This is a genomic window from Mesorhizobium sp. P2_F7 (assembly GCF_056403695.1).
This window is the reverse complement of the sequence record NZ_JBFUFA010000001.1, coordinates 710,430-730,729: the sequence shown is the minus strand read 5'-3', so window position 1 is coordinate 730,729 and position 20,300 is coordinate 710,430. Positions and strand designations below refer to the sequence as shown.

Here is a 20,300-nt window from a genome sequence, read left to right as displayed (position 1 = left end):
GGGCGGCGTTGCGCTTTCGTCTGATTTTGCGGGAACGTTCAATGTCAGGCCGGGCAGGGAGGATAGAAGCCTACCTTTGCGGCAATCGCCTGTGCCCGGCAAGCCAAAAGCGACTGGCACAACAGGCGACGCGCACAGGCTCAGCCCACTGCAGCCCAATTGCTTACGAACTAGGCATGCATGCGGGCACCCTTGGTGATCTTGTCGACAAGTTTCTTGTCGGCGCGCAGCGCGATGCCGACGATCTTGGCGTCTTCCGGCGCGAACTCGGCAAAGATGGCGCGGTTGGCGGCATCAAAGCCGGTGGCAAACATCTCCTCGACATAGGCTGATGTCGCCACGCCGCGCTCCAGCGCCTGGCGGTGGACGGCATTGAGCGTCGGTCCGTCGGCCGAAAGCACGATGACCGGCTGGATCGACAGTGGATTGTAAAGGTTGCCCGCGCGGTCGCGATAGGGCTTGCCGATGATGTCAGGGAATTGCGCGACGATGCCGCTGGTCAGGAACGCCGTGACGTTGAGCTTTTGCCAGACGGCGAGATCGTCCCGCAGCACGATTGCAAATTTCGTATCGAACACCAAGATTAGGACTCCGGGAGCGGGCCCGTGACGGGCAGGGATAGGCGATGGCGCACGGTCTAGACGGTGAGGCGGCACAGGGTCTTGAACGTTCGTGCGCGGATTCGGTCGCCCCTGGGGACCGCATCGTTTCGGCGCCTGTTACCACCGGCATCGAGCGCATCGAGGCGCATTTCCACGGCAACGCCTTCGACCTGCACCGCCACGATACGCTTGCCGTCGGCGTGACGCTGTCGGGCGTGCAGCGTTTCCACTACCGCGGCGCCTTGAACCACAGCCTGCCCGGCCAGGTGATCGTGCTGCACCCTGACGAAGTGCACGATGGCGGCGCCGGCACCGAGGACGGGTTGCGCTACCGGATCCTCTATCTGGAGCCGTCGCTGCTGCTTGATTGCCTTGGCGGTGCGGCGCTGCCTTTCGTCAGGGATGCGGTGGTGAGCGATGCTGCCTTGCGCGGCACGCTGCTGTCGGCCCTGGCGCCGCTCGACGAAGGACTGGACGAGCTGTTCGTCGCCGATTTCGTTGCGGAGCTGGCGCAGCATCTCAGGCGTCATGCCGGACAGAAGGCAAAGCCGATGGGAAAGACGGCCTGGCGCGCCGCGGCGCTGGCGCGCGACTATCTCGAGGAGAATGCCGAGCGGGCCGTCCGTTCCGATGAGCTGGAGGCGATCACCGGGCTCGACCGCTATGCGCTGTCACGCCATTTCCGCGCGACCTATGCCACCAGCCCGCATCGTTTCCTGCTGATGCGCCGGCTGCAAAAGGCAAGGCGGATGATCGAGGCAGGGGAGCCGCTGGCCGAGATCGCCGTTGGCGCCGGCTTCAGCGATCAGAGCCATTTCAACAGACATTTCAAGAAGGCATTTGGCCTTACGCCCGGCCGCTGGTCGACGCTGGTGCGCGGACCTTCGTTGGCGGCCTAGCTCAGAACGTGCCGATCAGTCGTCGATGTCGCCATCGTCGTCGATGAGCACCAGCTCTTCGTTCGACAGATTGGCTTCGATGCGGGCGAGCAGCTTGAACAGCGTCTTCTGCTCTTTCTTGTCGAGGCCCTTCAAGGCCTGTTTTTCCGTCTTCTTCACCGATTTCTCGATGGCGTGGATGATTTCGCGGCCGGTGTCGGTGAGGAAAATATGCGCCTGGCGGGCGTCTGCCGAGGAGGCGCGCTTTTCCAGAAAGCCCTGCGCCTGCAGCCGGTTGATGGTCTTGGTGATGGTCGGCGGGCGCACGCCGAGGCGGCCGGCGAGGTTGCCGGGCGTCTGGCCGTCCTCGCGGTCGAGTGTCAGCATGATCTGGTCCTGGCCGGCATAGAAGCCATGCGCCAGAAGCCGCGCCGCCAGCGCGGTCCTTGCTAGCCTTGCCGCCGAATGCAGCCGGCTCATCGTTGCAGTCTTGTCCGCCTTGGCCATGGTGATCCCTCTTCGGCCGTACCGGTGCGTGCAGCATAGACGCAGCCGGCCGGTTGGCAATCGACGATCAGAAAGATTCCGGCTTTCGAAACAGCTTTGCCGGCAAGCATTTGTGGTGCCCACCGTGGTGATGCCAGATGTTTATTTCAGTTAGATGACAAACGAGTTTCCGCCAAGGCGATTGCAGTGGTTTGAGACGGCGCGGCTCCGCACAGCTCAACGAAGAGGCTTTCAGGCGACGCGCTGGATGGGCGGCATCGCTCGCACACGGCCTGTTCGGGGGATGTTTCGGTCCACACGCCCGCACCCTCAACCCCTGGGTCAAACGCCCATGCGGTTTGCCCCGTGCAAAAACCCGGAGCACATCCTATATCAGGCCAACAATCCCTTCTTGCGGCCCGGAATTTCGCGGCCCAGTCATTCGAGGCAAGACATGAGCGATGCACAGACGACGCAGATCCCCGTGACCGTTCTCACCGGCTATCTCGGTGCCGGCAAGACGACGCTGCTCAACCGCATCCTGTCGGAAAACCACGGCAAGCGTTACGCCGTCATCGTCAATGAATTCGGCGAAATCGGCATCGACAATGATTTGATCGTGGAATCCGACGAGGAAATCTACGAAATGAACAATGGCTGCGTCTGCTGCACCGTGCGCGGCGACCTGATCCGCGTCGTCGAAGGCCTGATGCGCCGTCCCGGCCGTTTCGACGCCATCGTCGTCGAGACCACGGGTCTGGCCGACCCGGTGCCGGTGGCGCAGACCTTCTTCATGGACGACGACGTGCGCTCCAAGACCAAGCTCGACGCTGTCGTGGCGCTGGTCGACGCCAAGCATCTGCCGCTCAGGCTCAAGGATTCCAGGGAAGCCGAGGACCAGATCGCCTTCGCTGACGTCGTGGTGCTGAACAAGACCGATCTGGTGACACCCGAAGAGCTGGCCAAAGTGGAGGCGACCATTCGCGCCATCAACCCGGCGGCCAGGATTCACCGCACCACGCGCGCCGGCGTGGCGCTGTCCGAGGTTCTCGACCGCGGCGCTTTCGACCTATCGCGCGCGCTGGAGAACGATCCGCATTTCCTCGAAGCGCACGATCATGATCACGACCACGACCATGATCATCACCACGATCATGACGGGCACGACCATCATCACCACGATCATGCGCACCCCTCCGATATTCACGATGTGACGGTGCAGTCGGTGTCGCTGCGCGGCGGCGAGATGGATTCGAAGAAATTCTTCCCCTGGATCGAGAAGATCACCCAGATGGAAGGCCCCAATATCCTGCGGCTGAAAGGCATCATCGCGCTCAAAGGCGACGACGAGCGTTATGTCATCCAGGGCGTGCACATGATCATCGAAGGTGACCACCAGCGCGCGTGGAAAGACGGCGAAAAGCATGAGAGCCGGCTGGTGTTCATCGGCCGCGACCTCGACGCCGAGCGGCTGAAGAAGAGCTTTGACGCCTGCCAGGCGGCTTGATTTCCGGACTTTATGGCGCTAGCGCTGCCCGCTCTTCCTTCTCCCTTGTGGGAGAAGGTGGCCTCGCGAAGCGAGGTCGGATGAGGGGTGCTCCAGCTTGGCAAGGACGGCGATCCGTCCAACACCCCTCATCCGTCTCGGCGCTGCGCGCCGATCCACCTTCTCCCACAAGGGGAGAAGGTTGGCGCTACACCTGGCCGCGCTGGCGGCTTCCCGGGGATGGCGACAAAATTCATTGGAATGGTTCTGATGCCCACAGTTGCCCCTCTCGACCTCGACGGCCATTGCGTCGCCGCCGTCTTCCTCGACAACGTGCCGCATTTTGCGCTGGCCGATGGCGCCGTCCATCGGCTCGACAATGGCCACAGGACGGTGCAGGCGAATGATGGACTGCTTTCCACGTTCCATGACGCCGCCAATGATCGGCTGATCACCGGTGGCGAAGACGGCAAGATTCTTGCCATTGCCGCAGGTGGCAATGTCGGGGAACTGGCGAGCGCTGGCAAGAAGTGGATCACCAGCGTTGCCGCCGGGCCGCAAGGCGCCATCGCCTATGCCACGGGCAAGACCGCTTTCGTGCGCTTTGCCGACGGCAAGACCAAAGAATTCTCACATCCGCGTTCGGTCGAGGGGCTGGCTTTCTCGCCCAAGGGCATGCGCTTCGGCGTCGCCCGCTACAATGGCGCGACGCTGCATTTCCCGGCCGCCGAAGGCAAACCGGTGGAACTCGAATGGGCCGGCGCCCATACCGGCATTACCTTCTCGCCCGATGGCGCCTTTCTGGTCACCACCATGCAGGAAAACGCGCTGCATGGCTGGAAGCTTGTCGACGGCAAGCACATGCGCATGACCGGCTATCCCGGCAAGGTCAAAAGCCTGTCGTGGAGCGTGAAGGGCAAATGGCTGGCGAGTTCCGGCGCGCCGGCGGCGATCGTCTGGCCGTTTTCGGGCAAGGACGGCCCGATGGGCAAGGCGCCTCTTGAGCTCGGCACGCGCGGCAATGCGATGGTTACCTGCGTTGCCTGTCACCCAAGCCAGGACGTGGCGGCGATCGGCTATGATGACGGCATGGTGATGGCGGTGCGCTTTGCCGATGCCCGGGAAGTGTTGCTGCGCCGGCAAGGCAAGGGCGCCATCACATCGATGATGTGGGACAAAGAAGAACGCCGGATCGCCTTCGGAAGTGCGACCGGCGATTGCGGCGTCATCGACATCTCAGCCTAGCCGGAACGCTCTTACTCAGCCCCGCAAGACACTTTGCCTGTGACTTCAACCGGCTTGCCGTCCTGGTCCGTGTCCGCGGCGGCATCGTAAATGGCGAGCGTATAGTTCCCGTCATAGACGCCTTCGTCCGTGGTCTTGGTCAGGATTGTCAGCTCGACCGAGTTGATGTGCTGCGCGACTTCATGCTCGTGGTAGATGTTCAGCCGCAATTCCTTGTCGTCGAGCCAGTACTGCGTCAGGTTGGAATCCTCGAACACGGTCTTGCGCAGGCTGTCGCCGTCGGGCCGGCCGACGATCTCGAGATTGCCACGAAAGTTGAAGGTCGGTCCGCCCATGCCCCTTGTGACGCCGGCTTCGACCTCGAAATTTGCCGCCTTGTCATCGGCGGAACACCAGATGCCACCCGACGCGAAGGCCGCGCCAGCCGACAGAAGCAATGTCGTCGTGCAGATGATCGTCCGCATTTTCTCCCCCAGAACCAAATGCCTAAGCGTATTGGCACCGGGCTTGGGCTCAAGGTCAAGCGCCAGCCGAGTGCTGCTGAACCAATGCAGTGCAGCCCGGCGGCCAATTGCGGTTTGAGATGGCGATTGGCTAGAGTGGTGGCCGAGAGGGGATTTTCATGCATTCAACCGACCATTCAGGCCTATCGATCGGCGGCATCAGCCGTGACCGCATCGCCAGGCTGCGCGAGAGTGAGGCAGAAGCCTTCCGCAAGGCGCGGCCGAAATCGGCAGCCAAGGTGGGCAACGGCCTGCCTGGCTTCTTCGGCGGCGTGCCGATGCACTGGATGAACGACTGGCCGACGCCGTTCCCGATCCTGGTCGACAGCGCCAAAGGCGCCACCATCACCGACATTGACGGTATCAGGCTCGACGATTTCTGCCTGGGCGACACCGGCTCGATGTTCGGCCATTCGCCGCCGCCGGTGGCGCGCGCCATCCGCCGCCAGGCTGGACGCGGTCTGACCTACATGCTGCCTTCGGAGGATGCACTGGCCATCGGACCGCTGCTGCAGAACCGTTTCGGCCTGCCGTTCTGGCAGATCGCCACCACCGCCACCGACGCCAACCGCTTCGCGCTGCGCGTTGCTCGCGCCGTCACCGGCCGCGAAAAAATCCTGGTCTTCAATGGCTGTTACCACGGCTCGGTCGACGAGACGATGGTGCGGCTGGTCGATGGTATCGCTGTCAACCGGCCGGGACTGGCGGGCGAATTCCGCGATCTGACCAAGACGGCGAAGGTCATCGAATTCAACGATGTCGCCGCGCTGGAAGCCGCACTCGCCGACCGCGATGTCGCCTGTGTCATCACCGAGCCGGTGCTGACCAACTCCTGCATGGTGCTGCCCGATCCGGGTTTCCATGATGCTTTGCGCAAACTGACGCGCGCGGCCGGCACGCTGCTTCTGATCGACGAGACCCACACCATCTCCACCGGCCCGGGCGGCTACACCAAAAAATTCGGGCTGCAACCCGACCTGTTCGTGCTGGGCAAGCCGATCGCCGGCGGCGTGCCGGCGAGCGTGTGGGGGATGAGCGACGAGGTCGCCAGCCGCTATGCCGATTACAACAGAACCAAGGAACCGGGCTATTCCGGCATGGGCACGACGCTGTCGGCCAATCCGCTGCAGTTCGCGGCCATGCGCGCGACGCTGGAACAGGTGATGACCAGTGAGAACTACGACCGGATGGACCGCCTGGCATTGCGGCTCGACGCCGGGCTGACTGGCGTCATCGACCGCTACAATCTGCCCTGGCATGTCTCCCGCGTCGGCGCCCGTGTCGAGTTCATCTGCGCGCCCGACCCGTTGCGCAATGGCGCCGAGGCCGAGGCAGCGCACGCGCCGGAACTGGAAGCGGCGGTCCATGTCGCGCTGGTCAACCAGGGCGTGCTGATTGCGCCCTTCCACAACATGATGCTGATCTCGCCGGCTACCACCGGCGCCCAGGTCAACCGGCTGATCACCGCTTTCGCCACGGTTGCGGCAAGGCTTACGGCATGAGACAAGCGACTGAACGGGCGGTCAACGAACGGGCCGCCAAGCCAACCTTGAGTACAGTAATCATGACTTCACCTTCGGGCTCGACGCCCGCCGAGGCGCAAGCCTTTCTCGACGCCCATGCCGAAATCGAAGCCTTCGATATCGTCTTGACCGATGCCAACGGCGTCGGCCGCGGCAAGATCGTGCGCCGGCATGAGCTGAAAAGCATCTTTGAGGGCGGCCGCCACATGCCGATCTCGATCCTCGGCCTCGACATCACCGGCGAGGACGTGCACGAGACCGGACTGATCTGGACAACCGGCGACGGCGACCTCAGGGCCTGGCCGATCCCCGGCACGCTGGTGCCGCTCTACGGCACCAGCCCGCCGCGCGGCCAGCTGCTGATGGCGATGTACCATCTGGACGGACAGCCAATGTCATCGGACCCGCGGCTGGCGCTTGCCAGGCAGGTCGAGATCCTGGCGGCCAAGGGTCTCTATCCCGCGGGCGCCTTCGAGCTCGAATTCTTCCTGCTTGCCAATGAGCGTGATGCCGACGGCAAGGTGAAGCCGGCAGACGCCGTACTCGACGGCCGCCGCTCGGCCAAGACCGAGGTCTATTCGGTCGACCACCTGCACGGCATGGAGCCGCTGTTTTCAGACATCTATGCCGCAGCCAAGGCGCAAGGCATTCCGGCCGAGACGGTCATTTCCGAATATGCGCCCGGCCAGTACGAACTGACGCTGAACTACCGCAAGGATGTGATGCGGGCGGCCGACGATCTGGTCATGCTGAAGCGGCTGGTGCGGGCGCAGGCGCGCCGTCATGGCGTCACCGCCTGCTTCATGGCCAAGCCGATCGAGAAATACGCCGGCTCCGGCATGCATTTCCACGTGTCGTTGCAGGACAAGGCTGGCCGGAACGTGTTTGCCGAGGCCGGCGGCGAAAGCTGGTCGCTGCCTTTGCTGCAAGGGCTCGGCGGGCTGATCCAGACCATGGCCGAATCGATGCTGGTGTTTGCGCCACACGCCAATTCCTGGCGGCGCTTCGTCTCGCAATCCTATGCGCCGGTTGCGCCGACATGGGGCGTCAACAACCGTTCGGTGGCGCTGCGCGTTCCGGCGGGCGATGCGAAGAACCGGCGCATCGAACACCGGCCGTCGGGCGTCGACGCCAATCCCTACCTGATCGCCGCAACCGTGCTGGCAGGCATCGTCAAGGGACTGGACGAAGGTCTCGACCCCGGACCCGAGACGATCGGCAATGGCTATGAAGCCGCCGTCACGCGCACGACCATGCCGGTCGACTGGCGCGCCGCGATCGAAGCGGCACGGGCGTCGAGTTTCCTGAAAGAAGCGCTGGGCGAGGACCTGCATCGCACCTTCGTGGCGATCAAGCAGTCCGAATATCTGCGCGTCGCCCGTACCGTGAGCGAACTAGATTACCACCTTTATCTGCACGAGGTGTGACGACCTGATGCTGGGCGGCGATCACTTTTTCGCCGCCTGCATCAAATGAGGTGACATCCGGGCCGTTTAGAACATATCATGAACGGATGAGCGCACTCACCGTCCGTGAAAAGCTGGCGATCCTGTCCGACGCCGCCAAATACGACGCTTCCTGCGCCTCGTCGGGCTCGGCGAAGAGGGATTCGCTCAGATCCGGCGGCATCGGCTCCACCGAAGGCATGGGCATCTGCCATTCCTACGCGCCGGACGGCCGCTGCATTTCGCTCTTGAAAATCCTGCTTACCAATTTCTGCATCTACGATTGCAGCTATTGCATCAACCGTTCGTCGTCCAACGTGCGGCGCGCCCGCTTCGGCATCGACGAGGTGGTGAAGCTGACCATGGATTTCTACCGCCGCAACTACATCGAGGGCCTGTTCCTGTCCTCGGGCGTCATCCGTTCGCCCGACGAGACCATGGCCGAAATGGTGGAAGTGGCGCGGCGGCTGCGACTGGAGGAAAAATTCTCCGGCTATATCCATCTGAAGACCATTCCGGAAAGCTCGGCCGAACTGGTCGAGCAGGCCGGCCTTTACGCCGACCGGCTGTCGATCAATGTCGAGCTGCCGACCGATGAGGGCGTGAAAAAACTGGCGCCGGAAAAGAAGCCGGAAACGATCCGCCTGTCCATGGCCAGGCTGCGCAGCAAGATGGAGGAAAAGGCCGAGCCGACGCTAAGGACCAAGAAGCGCGAACGCTTTGCGCCGGGCGGACAATCGACGCAGATGATCGTCGGCGCCGACAAGACATCCGACGATGGCATATTGCACACCAGCGCGCGGCTCTATGGCAGCTACCATCTGCGGCGCGTCTATTATTCCGCCTTCAGCCCGATCCCGGATTCGTCGTCCTCCCTGCCGCTACAGAAACCACCGTTGATGCGCGAGCACCGGCTTTACCAGGCCGACTGGCTGATGCGCTTCTACGGCTTTTCGCAGCCGGAAATCCTCGCCGGCAGCGGTGACGGCATGCTCGATCTCGCCATCGACCCGAAGCTCGCTTGGGCTTTGCGCAACCGGGGGCGGTTTCCGGTCGACATCAACCGCGCCGATCGCGAGGCGCTGCTGCGCGTACCAGGTCTCGGCACCAAGGTGATCGCAAAAATCCTGGAGACGCGCCGCCACCGGCGGCTGCGGCTCGAAGATGTCGGACGCATCTGCCAGTCGATCGCCAAGCTGCGGCCGTTCATCATCGCCGAAGGCTGGTCGCCGGGCGGGCTCACCGACCAGACCGGCCTGCGCGACACGATCGTGCGCTCTTGCGAACAACTGTCGCTGTTTTGATCATGCAGCCGGCTCAACTCACCCTTGCCCGATATAGCGTGCACCTTGCGAGCCAGACCGATTTCGCCGGCTGGCGCGATGCGGCGCGGCGGCTGGCGCTGAACGAGGTGCGGCCGGAGGACGTCGCTTGGAGCGTTGCAGCAGACTCCCATCAAGCCGATTTGCCTTCTGTGCTGGCGGGCGCGCAACTCGTCGTGCCGCGCGAGTTTATTGCCCATGCCGGAACCGCCTTTTGCCATTCCGATCCCGGCCGGTTCGGTTTTCTCTACCGGATGCTTTGGCGCCTGCGCACCGAGCCAAAATTGCTGGCCATCGCCACGGATCCCGACACCAGACGGCTCGAAGCCATGGAAAAGGCGGTGCGGCGCGACAGCCACAAGATGCATGCCTTCGTCCGCTTTCGGAAAATCGGCCATGGCGACGATGAGCGCTATGTCGCCTGGTTCGAGCCCGAGCATTTCATCGTCGAGCGCAACGCGGATTTCTTCGTCCGGCGTTTCACCGGCATGCGCTGGACCATCCTGACGCCTTACGCCTCCGCCGACTGGGATGGCGAAAGGCTGGCCATCGGGACCGGCGCCGCCAAAGGCGATGCACCGGCCGAGGACGATACCGAGGCGCTGTGGCTCACCTATTTCGAGAACATCTTCAACCCGGCGCGGCTGAAGGTGAAGGCGATGCAAAAGGAGATGCCGAAGAAATATTGGCGGAACCTTCCGGAGGCCTCGCTCATTCCAGACTTGATCGCGGGAGCGGACGAGGCCGCCAGGGATATGATTGCCAGACAACCGACGACGCCCGCGCCGCACCACGCCAAGGTGCAGGCGAAACATTGGCCGAAACGTGAGCCGGCCGAGGCGCCGGATGATGATGCCAGCACCATTTCCGAACTACGCCACGCCGCAAAAGGCTGCCGCCGCTGCCCGCTGTGGCGCGATGCGACGCAGACCGTGTTCGGTGAAGGGCCAGATACTGCCAAGGTGGTTTTCGTCGGCGAACAGCCTGGCGATCAGGAGGACCTCGCCGGCAAACCTTTTGTCGGCCCAGCCGGCAAGGTGTTCGATGCGATACTGGACGATGCCGGTGTCGACCGGCAAAAGGTTTATGTCACCAATGCGGTAAAACACTTCAAATTCGAACCGCGCGGCAAGCGTCGCATCCATTCCAAGCCGAATGCCGGAGAGGTTCAGGCCTGCCGCTGGTGGATCGGCAAGGAGCTCGAGCTGATCAAGCCCGACCTTGCCGTGGCGCTTGGCGCAACGGCGGCCTCGTCGCTGCTGGGCAAGGCGATCCCGGTAACGAAGATGCGGGGTCAGGTGGTTGAGCGGGAGGACGGCTTGCGGGTGTTCATCACCATCCACCCATCCTTCATCCTGCGCATTCAGGAGCCGGCGGAGAAAGAGGCCGAGCGCGAGCGGTTTTTGCGGGATATGAAAGAGGTGAAGCGGTTGATGGTGGCGTGAGATGAGCGAAAGCCTCCGCGCCTTCGTCATCCACGGGCGAAGCAAGGAGCGTAGCGACGCAGCGCAGACCCGAGGATCCATGCCGCGACCTCAATGCTCCGCCACGGTGCAGAACAAGTCCTGGTGAACGCGACCTTCATTCTGTGCCGCTGCGCTCTTCGGCCGCTGTCACGGCATGGATCCTAGGGTTTCCGCGACGTCGCTTCGCGACTGCTCCACCCTAGGATGACGAAGAGAGGCTTCGGCCAATCACCATCGGTTTCGCGACTGAGCGCCAGCCGCGACGACGCGCTCTACCGGATCAGGATCGCCCTCAAATCATTCACATTCGTACCTGTAGGTCCCGGCACAAATAGATCTCCGACGGCATTGAACGCAGTCCAGGCATTGTTCCCCGCAAGCATCGCCTTGGCGTCCACACTGGCCGCTCGCATGCGGGACACCGTCGAACCATCGGCGAAGGCGCCGGCATTGTCTTCCGAGCCGTCAATACCGTCGGTGTCGGCGGCCAGCGCATGGATATTGTCCGCGCCGCTGATGCCGATGGCGAAAGCGAGCAGGAATTCGGAATTGCGGCCGCCCTTGCCCTTGGCCCGCAAGGTCACCGTGGTTTCGCCGCCCGACAGGATCAGCACCGGCTTGGAAAATGGCCGGTTGCGCGTCGCCACTTCGCGTGCGATCGCGGCATGGACGCCGCCGACCTCACGCGCTTCGCCCTCGATGGAATCGGAGAGGATGACGGCTTCGATGCCTTGCCGTCTTGCCTCAGCGGCGGCCGCTTCCAGCGACACGCCGGCCGAAGCGATCAGATGCACTTCATTGCCGGCAAAGCCCGGATCGTCGGGACTAGGCGCATCGGCGGCCGCCGAATTGACGTGCGCCATGACGGCGTCCGGCAATTTCATGCCATAGGCCGCAATCGAGGCCAGCGCATCGGCGCGGCTGCCGGTGTCGGGCACGGTCGGGCCGGAAGCCACCAGCGCCGGATTGTCGCCGGGAATGTCGGAGACGACAAGCGACACGACCTTGGCCGGGTAAGCGGCGGCGGCCAGGCGACCGCCCTTGATGGTCGAGACATGCTTGCGGATCGTGTTCATCGCAGCGATCGGCGCGCCGGAACCGAGCAGCGCCTCGTTGACGGCGATCTCGTCGGCCAGCGTCAGGCCGGCGGCAGGCGACGGCAGCAGCGCCGAGCCGCCGCCGGAGATCAGAGCCACGACCAGATCATCGGCGGTCAGCCCCTGCACCTTCTCCAGCAGGCGCCGCGAGGCTTCCAGGCCGGCAGCATCCGGCACCGGATGCGCCGCTTCGATGATCTCGATGCGCTCGCATTTGGCGCCATAGCCGTAGCGGGTGACGACCAGCCCTTCGATCGGACCGTCCCAGACCTTTTCGAAGGCAGCAGCCATCTGCGCCGAACCTTTGCCGGCGCCGATGACGATGGTGCGGCCTTTGGGCTTCGCCGGCAGATGATCCCGAATAGTTTTTTCTGGATCGGCAGCGGCCACGGCAGCGTCGAAGATGGATATGAGAAAGGATTTGGGGTCGAGTGCCATCACTTGTCTTTATTCCGCTGAAGCAGGCGGCAAGGCAAAATCGGACGGTTCGAACCCAAGACATTCGCATATCGCCGCCACGACGACACCGTGATCCTCACGTTCGGGCAAACCAGAGACCGTAATCGCGCCAATAACGCCAGCGCCCTTGACCGTTATGGGAAAACCGCCGCCGGCCAGCACATAGTCGGCGATATCCAGGCCCTCGCCGATCTTGAAGGTGCGGTCCGGCCGCTGCTGTTCCAGCACCAGACGGTAGGTGCTTTTGAGGTAGCGCTTGACGACATTGATCTTGCGCCGCGCCCAGTCGGGGTTGGAGGCGTTGGAGCCCGGCATCGCGGCATAAAACAGCGGCCGATCCCACAGCCTGATGTCGACGATGATGGGCAGGTTCTCCGCCAGCGCCCGCTCACGGATCGCTGCGCCGATCTTGAAGGCGATGGCCTCGTCGAAGGCCGGAAAGACCAGCGTCTCTTCCTGTTTCTGGATCAGAGCGATGTCGTCCGCAGCGGCCATTTTCTTTCTCCGAAATCGTCACACGTCGTGTGTACGACAAGCTCCGCCCGGTCAAGCTCCCGTCTTGCCGCGCCAGGATCGACCCCCACTCCGTCGAGCTTCGCTCGACACCTCTCCCCCGATCGACGGGGGAGAGGAAGGGCGCGAAGCGATTCCAGCCGGCGCGCTTCCAGTTGGCACCCTTCCTCTCCCTCCGGAGGGGGGAGAGGTGGCGCCGCGAAGCGGCGACGGAGTGGGGGAACCACTTGGCAACCGGGCGCAATCGTCATCTGGTCCCGCGCAAAGATCGACCCCACTCCGTCGAGCTGCGGGTCTCTCCCCTCGGGGGCCGGGCCTTATCCCGCAATCATATCGCTCTTCGCCGGCCGCCCCGCGACATAGACCTCGCGCACCGCGCGGTCGTCGCCCAGCGTCTGCAGCAGGAACAGTTCTTCGGCCAGCGTCTCGACCGTTTCCATCCTCAGCTGCATCGCCGGTGTGGCCCGGGCGTCGAGCACGGTGATGTCGGCGTCGGTGCCTTCATCCAGCGTGCCGACCTTGCCTGCTACCGACAGTGCCTCGGCATTGCCACGCGTGACCTGCCAGAAGGACTGGAACGGGTTCAGCTTCTCGCCGTTCAGCGCGATCACCTTGTAGCCCTCGTCCATGGTGCGCAGCATCGAATAATTGGTACCGCCGCCTACGTCCGTCGCAGCGGCGATGCGCAACGGCTTCTGACGACGACGAAAGCGCTGGTAGTCGAACAGGCCGGAGCCGAGGAACAGGTTCGACGTCGGACAGAACACTGCGACCGATCCGGACTCCGACAGCGCATCGGCCTCGCGCTCGGACAGATGGATGCAGTGGCCGAACAGGCTCTTGGGCCCCAGCAGCCCGTACATCTCATAGACATCGGTATAGTCGCGCGCCTGCGGATATAGCTGTTGCGTGAAGGCGATCTCGGCGTGGTTTTCCGACAGATGCGTCTGCATGTGCAAATCGGGGTGCTCGCGGCAGAGCGCACCAGACATCTCCAGCTGTTCGGGCGAGGAGGTGATGGCGAAGCGCGGCGTGATCGCATAAAGCTGGCGCCCCTTGCCGTGCCATTCGGCAATCAGCGCCTTGGTGTCGTCATAGCCGGATTGCGGTGTGTCGAGCACGCCTGCCGGCGCATTGCGGTCCATCATCACCTTGCCGGCGATGTTGAGCATGCCGCGCGCGTGCGATTCGGCGAAGAACGCTTCGGCGGAGGCCTTGTGCACCGAGCAGTAGGCAGCGACCGTCGTCGTGCCATGGCGCACCATCTCGTCCAGGAACAGCCGGGCGATGCGGCGGCCGTGCTGGGCGTTCTGGAATTTCGTTTCCTCGGGGAAGGTGTATTTGTTCAGCCAGTCGAGCAACTCGGCGCCGTAGGAGGCAATGACCTGCATCTGCGGAAAATGCACATGCGCGTCGATGAAGCCCGGCAACAGCAGATGCGGCCGGTGGTCGATCTTTTTCGTACCGTCGCCGGCCTGCTTTTCGACTTCTGAGTAGGTGCCGGCAGCAATGATCCGGCCGTCGTGGATCAAAAGGCCGCCATCCTCCTCGTAGCGCCAGGCGGTATGGTCGTCGATGGCTTCGGGCCAGCGCAAAAAGCTCAGCGTGCGGCCGCGCAGAAGGGTGGAGGTCATGCTTATTTCCCTGCGCCTTCGAACCAGGCGACCAGCAGCGCCCGTTCCTTGTCGCTGATCTGGGTGACGTTGGCCGGCGGCATGGCGTGGCTGCGCCCGGCCTGCAGGTAAATCTCGCGCGCATGCTCGGCAATGCCGGCATCGGTGTCGAGCATCACGCCCTTCGGCGCATGGTAGATGCCTTCATAAACCGGCTCGGCGGCATGGCACATCGAGCAGCGGCCAAGCACGGTGTCGCGCACCGCGGGGAAATGCGACGAGGCGATGTAGACTTCGGCCGCGGCGGAAGCCTTGGGCTCGCCGGTCAGTATCTTCGGCGCCGTCGACAGCCAGATGATGATGAGGAACAGCACGGCAGCCGCCATCCAGGTCCAGTGCGGGTTGCCGGCGCGCTTGTGCACGGTGTTGAAATAGTGCCGGATCAAGACGCCGATGATGAACACCAGCGAGGCGATGACCCAGTTGAACTCAGTGCCAAACGCCAGCGGATAGTGGTTCGATAGCATCAGGAACAGAACGGGCAGCGTCAGGTAATTGTTGTGCAGCGAGCGCTGCTTGGCGATCTTGCCGTATTTCGGGTCTGGCTTGCGGCCGGCGATGAGATCGGCGACGACGATCTTCTGGTTCGGAATAATCACCATGAAGACGTTGGCCGACATGATCGTGGCGGTGATGGCGCCCAGATGCAGGAAAGCGGCGCGGCCGGTGAACAGATGCGTCAGCCCCCAGGCGATGAACACCAGCACGCCGTAGAGCACCAGCATCAGGCCGGTGTCGCTTTTGCCCAGCGGCGAGCGGCAGAGCAGATCATAGACCACCCAGCCGACGCCGATCGTGGCCATCGACAACAGGATACCCACCGGCACCGACATCGGCAGCACATTGGGATCGATCAGGAACAGGTCGGCGCCAGCATAATAGACCGCGCACAGCATGGCGAAGCCGGATAGCCAGGTGGCATAGGATTCCCATTTGAACCAGGTCAGGTGCTCCGGCATTTCGGCCGGCGCCACCAGGTATTTCTGGATGTGGTAGAAGCCGCCGCCATGCACCTGCCATTCCTCGCCAAAGGCGCCGACCGGCATGCCGGGGCGCTGGCGCAGGCCAAGATCGAGCGCGACGAAATAGAACGACGAGCCGATCCAGGCGATGCCGGTGACGACGTGCAGCCAGCGCACGGCGAAACTCAGCCAGTCCCAGAAAATCGCGAAATCCATCATTTGAAATCGTCCCTGCCGATCGGGTGACTTTACGGTGTGGTACGCAAACGAAAAGAGGCGAGGTGTACGATGACTTTCAAAAAAAAATGGAAAATACTAAGCTTACCCTACGCAGCCACATAAAGAGCCACGAACCAGCATGGCCTATCTCGACAACATCGCCGTCTTCGTCCGCGTCGTCGAGCTTGGCAATCTGTCGGCGGCTGGCCGCGACATGCGCATTTCACCGGCGGTCGCCTCCAACCGCATCAAGGAGTTGGAAAAGCATCTTGGCGTGCGGCTGTTCAACCGCACGACGCGGCAATTGATGCCAACCGAGCATGGCAATGTGTTCTATTCCGGCGCCAAGCAGGTGCTGGAGGCGATCACCGAGGCTGAAGCGGCGGTCTCCGCACTTTCCGGCCAGCCGCGCGGCACGATCCGCGTCACCGCGCCGCTTGGCCTCGGGCGCCGGCTGGTGGCCTCCGGCATTCCGGATTTCCACGACAAATACCCCGACATCGAGGTGCGGCTGAGGCTCTCGGACCACAATATCGATATCATGAAGGAAGGTATCGACGTCGCCTTCAAGCTCGGCATCATCGAGGATTCCAGCCTGCGCATGCGCGGCATCATGGAATGCGAGCGGGTGCTGGTCGCGGCGCCGAAATATCTGGAAGCGCGCGGCGAACCCCTGGAGCCGCAGGAATTGATCGGCAAGAAGCATGACTGCCTGATGCTGCGCTATTCCGGCGCGCGCGAATATGTCTGGACGCTGCAGACGCCCAACGGCCCGCAGAAATTCGAAGTCCACGGCCCCTACGACACCGACGATGGCGATGTGCTGACCGGCTGGGCGCTGTCGGGACGCGGCATCATCAACAAGCCGCGCTTCGAGGTCGAACCCTTCATCCGCGACCAGCGGCTGCAGGTCATCCTGGCCAGCACACCGCCGACGCCGGTGCAGTTCGCCGCAGTCTATCCGCACAAGAAGCTGCAGGACCCCAAGGTGCGGTTGCTGCTCGACTTCATGGCCGAGCGCTGCCAGCGGCTGATCAAGGATTTGCTGGCCGGCAAGTGAGGGGACGTTGGCCCAGCGCCGGCGGTTGCCATCGGGGCATGTGGCGAACATAGTTCCCGCTTGCCTTACCGCAGGAACCATTCATGACCGACGGCACCATGATGCATCTTGCCGTTTCGCCGATGCTTGACACTTCGCCGGATTTCCGCAGCCTTGCCAGCTTCGCGCAGAAGGCCGAAGCCGTCGGGCTGGACATGGTGCTGCTCGCCGACTCAGCACCGGCCGCCGACGCGGATACGCCCAACCGGCAGATGCCGTTCGAAGCGACCACCTTGCTCGCTGCGCTGGCGACGGTGACGAGCCGGATCGGCCTTGTTGCCGAGGCTTCCACCGTCACCCACCAGCCCTACAATCTGGCGCGCCGCTTTGCCTCGCTCGACATCATCAGCCATGGCCGCGCCGGGTGGATTGCCACCCTGATGCAAAACCCGCGCGAAACGGCCAATCTCAGCCGTCCGGAAGGCTTTTCCGACGACGTTTTTAGCCGCCGCATTGAGGAGTATGTCGGCATCGTCCGGCGTCTGTGGCAGGGCTGGGATGCCGACGCGCTGCTGTTCGACAAAAGCGGTGGCCGCTTCCACGATCCCGAAAAGATGCACCTGCTCGACCACAAGGGCGAATTCTTCTCGGTGCGCGGGCCCCTGAACGTTGCGCGCTCGCCGCAGGATAGGCCGGTGCTGGTGATGTCCGGTGTGTCGGAGCGAGCCTTCGATCTTGCCGCCCGCAGCGCCGATGTCGTCTTGCTGGACGAGGCCGAAGACGCAAAGACGCGCCATGACGATCTGAAGCGCCGCGTCGCCGCATCCGGGCGAAACCCGGGTACCGTGAAGGTGCTGGTGAATGTCTCTGGCGCCAGGTCGGATATCGACCCCGGCAGGCTGGAAGAGCTGTGCGGCTCGAAAAGCTGCGACGGGTTCAACATGGTGATGCCGCCTTCCGCGCTCGGCGGTTTCGTTGAGGGCGTGCTGCCGGAGCTGCGGCGGCGTGGCCTCGTTCACCAAGGCTATCCGGGAACGACATTGCGCGCGCATCTCGGACTTGCCGGAGGCGACCAATGACCCGCCAGATGAAACTCGGCGCCTTCCTGTGGGCGACGGGCCACCACATCGCCGCCTGGCGTCACCCCAAGGCGCATGTCACGGCGGGCATCGACATCGACCATTACATCCAGCTGGCGCGTACGGCGGAAGCGGCGAAGTTCGACATGATCTTTTGCGAGGACGCCGCGGGCTTACGCGAAGCCGATGTCGGCATCGCCAGCCAGACCTCGCGTTCGATCGGCTTCGAACCGATCAGCCTGCTGTCGGCGCTCGCCGTCCAGACCGGCCGCATCGGCCTCGTCTCGACGGCCTCGACCAGCTACAACGAACCCTACGGCCTGGCGCGGACGTTCCTGTCGCTCGACCAGTTGAGCGGCGGCCGCGCCGGCTGGAACCTGGTCACATCGGCGAGCCCCATCGAAGCCGCCAACTTCGGCGCGACAGGCCTCAAGCCGCATGCCGACCGCTATGAGCGCGCGCGTGAATTCGCCGAGGTGGTGTCAGGACTTTGGCACGGCGGCGGCTTTCACGGCCATGACGGCCAAAGCTTTTCGGTGCGCGACCCGCTCGATCTGCCGCGCTCGCCGCAAGGCGCACCTGTGATGGTCCAAGCCGGCGCCTCCGATGTTGGCCGTGATCTTGCCGCCCGCACCGCGGACGTGGTGTTCACGGCAGCGCAGACTTTCGAGGAAGCCAAGGCCTTTTACGACGATCTCAAGGGACGCATGGCTGCCTATGGGCGCGAACCCGACGACATCAAGATCATGCCTGGTGTGTCGCCCGTGGTGGCGGAAACCGAAGCTGAAGCGCAGGAAAAACACGAGGAATTGCAGGCCCTGATCCCAGACGATGTCGGCGTGGCGTTGCTGTCCAGCTATCTCAGCATCTCCGATCTCGGGCGCTATCCGATCGACGGACCCATGCCCGAACTGCCGGAGACAGAGGGCATGAAAAGCCGCCAGGCGCTGGTTGTCGAGCAATCGCGCCGCGACGGGCTTTCCATCCGCCAGCTTGCCCGCCATTTCGCCGGGGCGCGTGGCCATTGGCGCATTGTCGGTACGCCGGCGCAGGTGGCCAACGAGTTGCAGGCGCGCTTCGAAGGCGGCGGCGCGGACGGCTTCAATGTCATGCCGTCATATTTCCCCGGCGAACTCGATGCCTTTTGCGACCTCGTGGTGCCGGAACTGCAACGTCGCGGGCTGTTCCGCCGGGAATACGAGGGCAGCACGCTGCGCGCCCATCTCGGGCTGAAGCGACCTGCCTAGCGGCGCCGAAGTTTAGCCGGCCATCATCTTGTCCTGCCGGACCTGATTGTCGGCATTCGCGGCAGCGTTGTGAACGACCAGTGCCGTCATGATCTCGGCGGCAGCAAGCGCCGCGATCACCGGCGGGCGCTTGTCCTTGACCGCATCGCCGCCGATTGGCGAAACGAGGCGGGCGAACTCAGCCTCCGTGCCCTCAGCCGATTTCACGAACCAGTTTCTGAACGTCGCCTTCTTGGTCTTCGAGCCGATCATGCCGACATAGGCCGCGTCGTCGCGCTTCAGCGCCTCGGCGACGATGAGGAAATCCAGCGCGTGGTCGTGGGTGAGGATGGCGAAGGCCGTGCCCGCGGGTGCTTTGCGTATCTCGGCCTCCGGCATTGGCGTCAGCCGCGTCTCGACGGTGTCCGGCATGCCCTCCAACGCCTCGGCACGGGTCTCGATGACGACGCCGTGTACAGGAAGAAGTGCGATGGTCGAGGCCAGCGCCTGGCCGACATGGCCACCGCCGAAGATATAGACATGCGGCAGGTGGGTTTCCTCGGCTTCCGCCGCTGCAACCAGCTCGGCAGCAATAGTGGCATCGACGATACGGATCAGCACCTCCACGCGCCCGCCACAGCACTGGCCGATCTCTGGCCCGAGCGGCACGTCGAGCGTGGCGCAGGTTTCGTCGACCCCGATGCGGGTTCCCCTCCCCCTTGAGGGGAGGGTGGCGGCGAAGCCGCCGGGTGGGGTCGTTGCGGCAGTGCGCGACGCCCTTGCGGTGCCTTCTGAGAGGACCCCCTCTGGCCGCTTCGCGGCCATCTCCCCCTCAAGGGGGGAGAAAAGCATCTGCCTGGCCTTGTCGATCGCCATATATTCGAGCTGGCCGCCGCCGATCGTGCCGAAAATCGCTGCCTGCGAGACGAGCATGAAGGCGCCCTTCTCGCGCGGCGTCGAGCCTTTGGTGCCGGCCACTTCGACCAAAGCAAGCCGCCCGGCGCCGCCGAGAAAGGCCTTCAAGCTTTGCACTTTCGAGTTCATCGTCTGCATTCCCACCTGGGAAATATAGCGTTT

18 protein-coding genes are annotated in these 20,300 nt (G+C 63.6%); 10 read left to right on the top strand and 8 right to left on the bottom strand.

The genetic code is table 11. The annotated features are described in order from the left end of the window. Window positions 1–170: 170 nt before the first annotated feature. Window positions 171–578: a DUF2000 family protein gene (locus AC1DZ8_RS03300; RefSeq protein WP_477308730.1), complete on the bottom strand. Its 408-nt coding sequence runs from the start codon at window positions 576–578 to the stop codon at window positions 171–173. Window positions 579–625: 47 nt separating this feature from the next. On the opposite strand from AC1DZ8_RS03300, the gene AC1DZ8_RS03295 reads away from it, so the two are divergent. Continuing rightward, window positions 626–1,501, top strand: coding sequence for a helix-turn-helix domain-containing protein (locus tag AC1DZ8_RS03295; RefSeq protein ID WP_477308728.1), 876 nt, complete (start codon window positions 626–628; stop codon window positions 1,499–1,501). Between the two features lie 15 nt (window positions 1,502–1,516). Here AC1DZ8_RS03295 and AC1DZ8_RS03290 read toward each other — a convergent pair whose 3' ends face one another. Continuing rightward, a complete protein-coding gene (locus tag AC1DZ8_RS03290; RefSeq protein WP_477308726.1) occupies window positions 1,517–1,987 on the bottom strand; it encodes a MarR family winged helix-turn-helix transcriptional regulator in 471 nt (156 codons plus the stop codon). A gap of 433 nt (window positions 1,988–2,420) precedes the next feature. Between AC1DZ8_RS03290 and AC1DZ8_RS03285 the strand changes: the two genes are divergently transcribed. Both AC1DZ8_RS03285 and AC1DZ8_RS03280 read left to right on the top strand, forming a co-directional pair. Continuing rightward, window positions 2,421–3,473 (top strand): CobW family GTP-binding protein, encoded by a 1,053-nt coding sequence (locus AC1DZ8_RS03285; RefSeq protein ID WP_477400311.1) that lies wholly within the window; start codon window positions 2,421–2,423, stop codon window positions 3,471–3,473. Between the two features lie 249 nt (window positions 3,474–3,722). Beyond that, window positions 3,723–4,697 carry a WD40 repeat domain-containing protein gene (locus AC1DZ8_RS03280; RefSeq protein ID WP_477308722.1) on the top strand — a complete coding sequence of 325 codons (975 nt, stop codon included), beginning with the start codon at window positions 3,723–3,725 and terminating at the stop codon, window positions 4,695–4,697. 11 nt (window positions 4,698–4,708) lie between these two features. On the opposite strand, the gene AC1DZ8_RS03275 is transcribed toward AC1DZ8_RS03280, so the two are convergent. Next, the gene (locus AC1DZ8_RS03275; protein ID WP_477308720.1) at window positions 4,709–5,161 is read right to left on the bottom strand and encodes a hypothetical protein; all 453 of its coding nucleotides are present in this window, start codon (window positions 5,159–5,161) and stop codon (window positions 4,709–4,711) included. A 158-nt stretch (window positions 5,162–5,319) separates the two neighbouring features. Between AC1DZ8_RS03275 and AC1DZ8_RS03270 the strand changes: the two genes are divergently transcribed. The 4 genes from AC1DZ8_RS03270 to AC1DZ8_RS03255 all read left to right on the top strand — a co-directional run bounded on the left by AC1DZ8_RS03270 (window position 5,320) and on the right by AC1DZ8_RS03255 (window position 10,935). Next, window positions 5,320–6,702: an aspartate aminotransferase family protein gene (locus AC1DZ8_RS03270; RefSeq protein WP_477308718.1), complete on the top strand. Its 1,383-nt coding sequence runs from the start codon at window positions 5,320–5,322 to the stop codon at window positions 6,700–6,702. A 62-nt stretch (window positions 6,703–6,764) separates the two neighbouring features. Further along, window positions 6,765–8,150 (top strand): glutamine synthetase family protein, encoded by a 1,386-nt coding sequence (locus AC1DZ8_RS03265; protein ID WP_477308716.1) that lies wholly within the window; start codon window positions 6,765–6,767, stop codon window positions 8,148–8,150. Window positions 8,151–8,236: 86 nt separating this feature from the next. Beyond that, window positions 8,237–9,472 carry a putative DNA modification/repair radical SAM protein gene (locus AC1DZ8_RS03260; RefSeq protein ID WP_477308714.1) on the top strand — a complete coding sequence of 412 codons (1,236 nt, stop codon included), beginning with the start codon at window positions 8,237–8,239 and terminating at the stop codon, window positions 9,470–9,472. 2 nt (window positions 9,473–9,474) lie between these two features. Continuing rightward, window positions 9,475–10,935, top strand: coding sequence for a UdgX family uracil-DNA binding protein (locus AC1DZ8_RS03255; RefSeq protein WP_477308712.1), 1,461 nt, complete (start codon window positions 9,475–9,477; stop codon window positions 10,933–10,935). 293 nt (window positions 10,936–11,228) lie between these two features. Here AC1DZ8_RS03255 and AC1DZ8_RS03250 read toward each other — a convergent pair whose 3' ends face one another. The 4 genes from AC1DZ8_RS03250 to AC1DZ8_RS03235 all read right to left on the bottom strand — a co-directional run bounded on the left by AC1DZ8_RS03250 (window position 11,229) and on the right by AC1DZ8_RS03235 (window position 15,879). Further along, window positions 11,229–12,494 carry a glycerate kinase type-2 family protein gene (locus AC1DZ8_RS03250; protein WP_477308710.1) on the bottom strand — a complete coding sequence of 422 codons (1,266 nt, stop codon included), beginning with the start codon at window positions 12,492–12,494 and terminating at the stop codon, window positions 11,229–11,231. Between the two features lie 6 nt (window positions 12,495–12,500). Beyond that, the gene (locus AC1DZ8_RS03245) at window positions 12,501–13,007 is read right to left on the bottom strand and encodes a heme-degrading domain-containing protein (protein WP_477308708.1); all 507 of its coding nucleotides are present in this window, start codon (window positions 13,005–13,007) and stop codon (window positions 12,501–12,503) included. Between the two features lie 335 nt (window positions 13,008–13,342). Then, the gene (gene guaD, locus AC1DZ8_RS03240) at window positions 13,343–14,659 is read right to left on the bottom strand and encodes a guanine deaminase (RefSeq protein ID WP_477400310.1); all 1,317 of its coding nucleotides are present in this window, start codon (window positions 14,657–14,659) and stop codon (window positions 13,343–13,345) included. Between the two features lie 2 nt (window positions 14,660–14,661). After that, window positions 14,662–15,879 (bottom strand): urate hydroxylase PuuD, encoded by a 1,218-nt coding sequence (locus tag AC1DZ8_RS03235; protein WP_477306634.1) that lies wholly within the window; start codon window positions 15,877–15,879, stop codon window positions 14,662–14,664. 139 nt (window positions 15,880–16,018) lie between these two features. Here AC1DZ8_RS03235 and AC1DZ8_RS03230 point away from each other — a divergent pair, with 139 nt between their 5' ends. From AC1DZ8_RS03230 to AC1DZ8_RS03220, 3 genes are all read left to right on the top strand, one after another. Continuing rightward, window positions 16,019–16,939: a LysR family transcriptional regulator gene (locus tag AC1DZ8_RS03230; protein WP_477306632.1), complete on the top strand. Its 921-nt coding sequence runs from the start codon at window positions 16,019–16,021 to the stop codon at window positions 16,937–16,939. Between the two features lie 83 nt (window positions 16,940–17,022). Then, window positions 17,023–17,997 carry an LLM class flavin-dependent oxidoreductase gene (locus tag AC1DZ8_RS03225; protein ID WP_477306630.1) on the top strand — a complete coding sequence of 325 codons (975 nt, stop codon included), beginning with the start codon at window positions 17,023–17,025 and terminating at the stop codon, window positions 17,995–17,997. Continuing rightward, window positions 17,994–19,244 (top strand): LLM class flavin-dependent oxidoreductase, encoded by a 1,251-nt coding sequence (locus AC1DZ8_RS03220; RefSeq protein ID WP_477306628.1) that lies wholly within the window; start codon window positions 17,994–17,996, stop codon window positions 19,242–19,244. The genes AC1DZ8_RS03225 and AC1DZ8_RS03220 overlap by 4 nt, the downstream gene beginning before the upstream one ends. 12 nt (window positions 19,245–19,256) lie before the next feature. On the opposite strand, the gene xdhC is transcribed toward AC1DZ8_RS03220, so the two are convergent. Next, window positions 19,257–20,267, bottom strand: coding sequence for a xanthine dehydrogenase accessory protein XdhC (gene xdhC, locus AC1DZ8_RS03215; RefSeq protein ID WP_477306626.1), 1,011 nt, complete (start codon window positions 20,265–20,267; stop codon window positions 19,257–19,259). Between the last annotated feature and the right edge of the window lie 33 nt (window positions 20,268–20,300).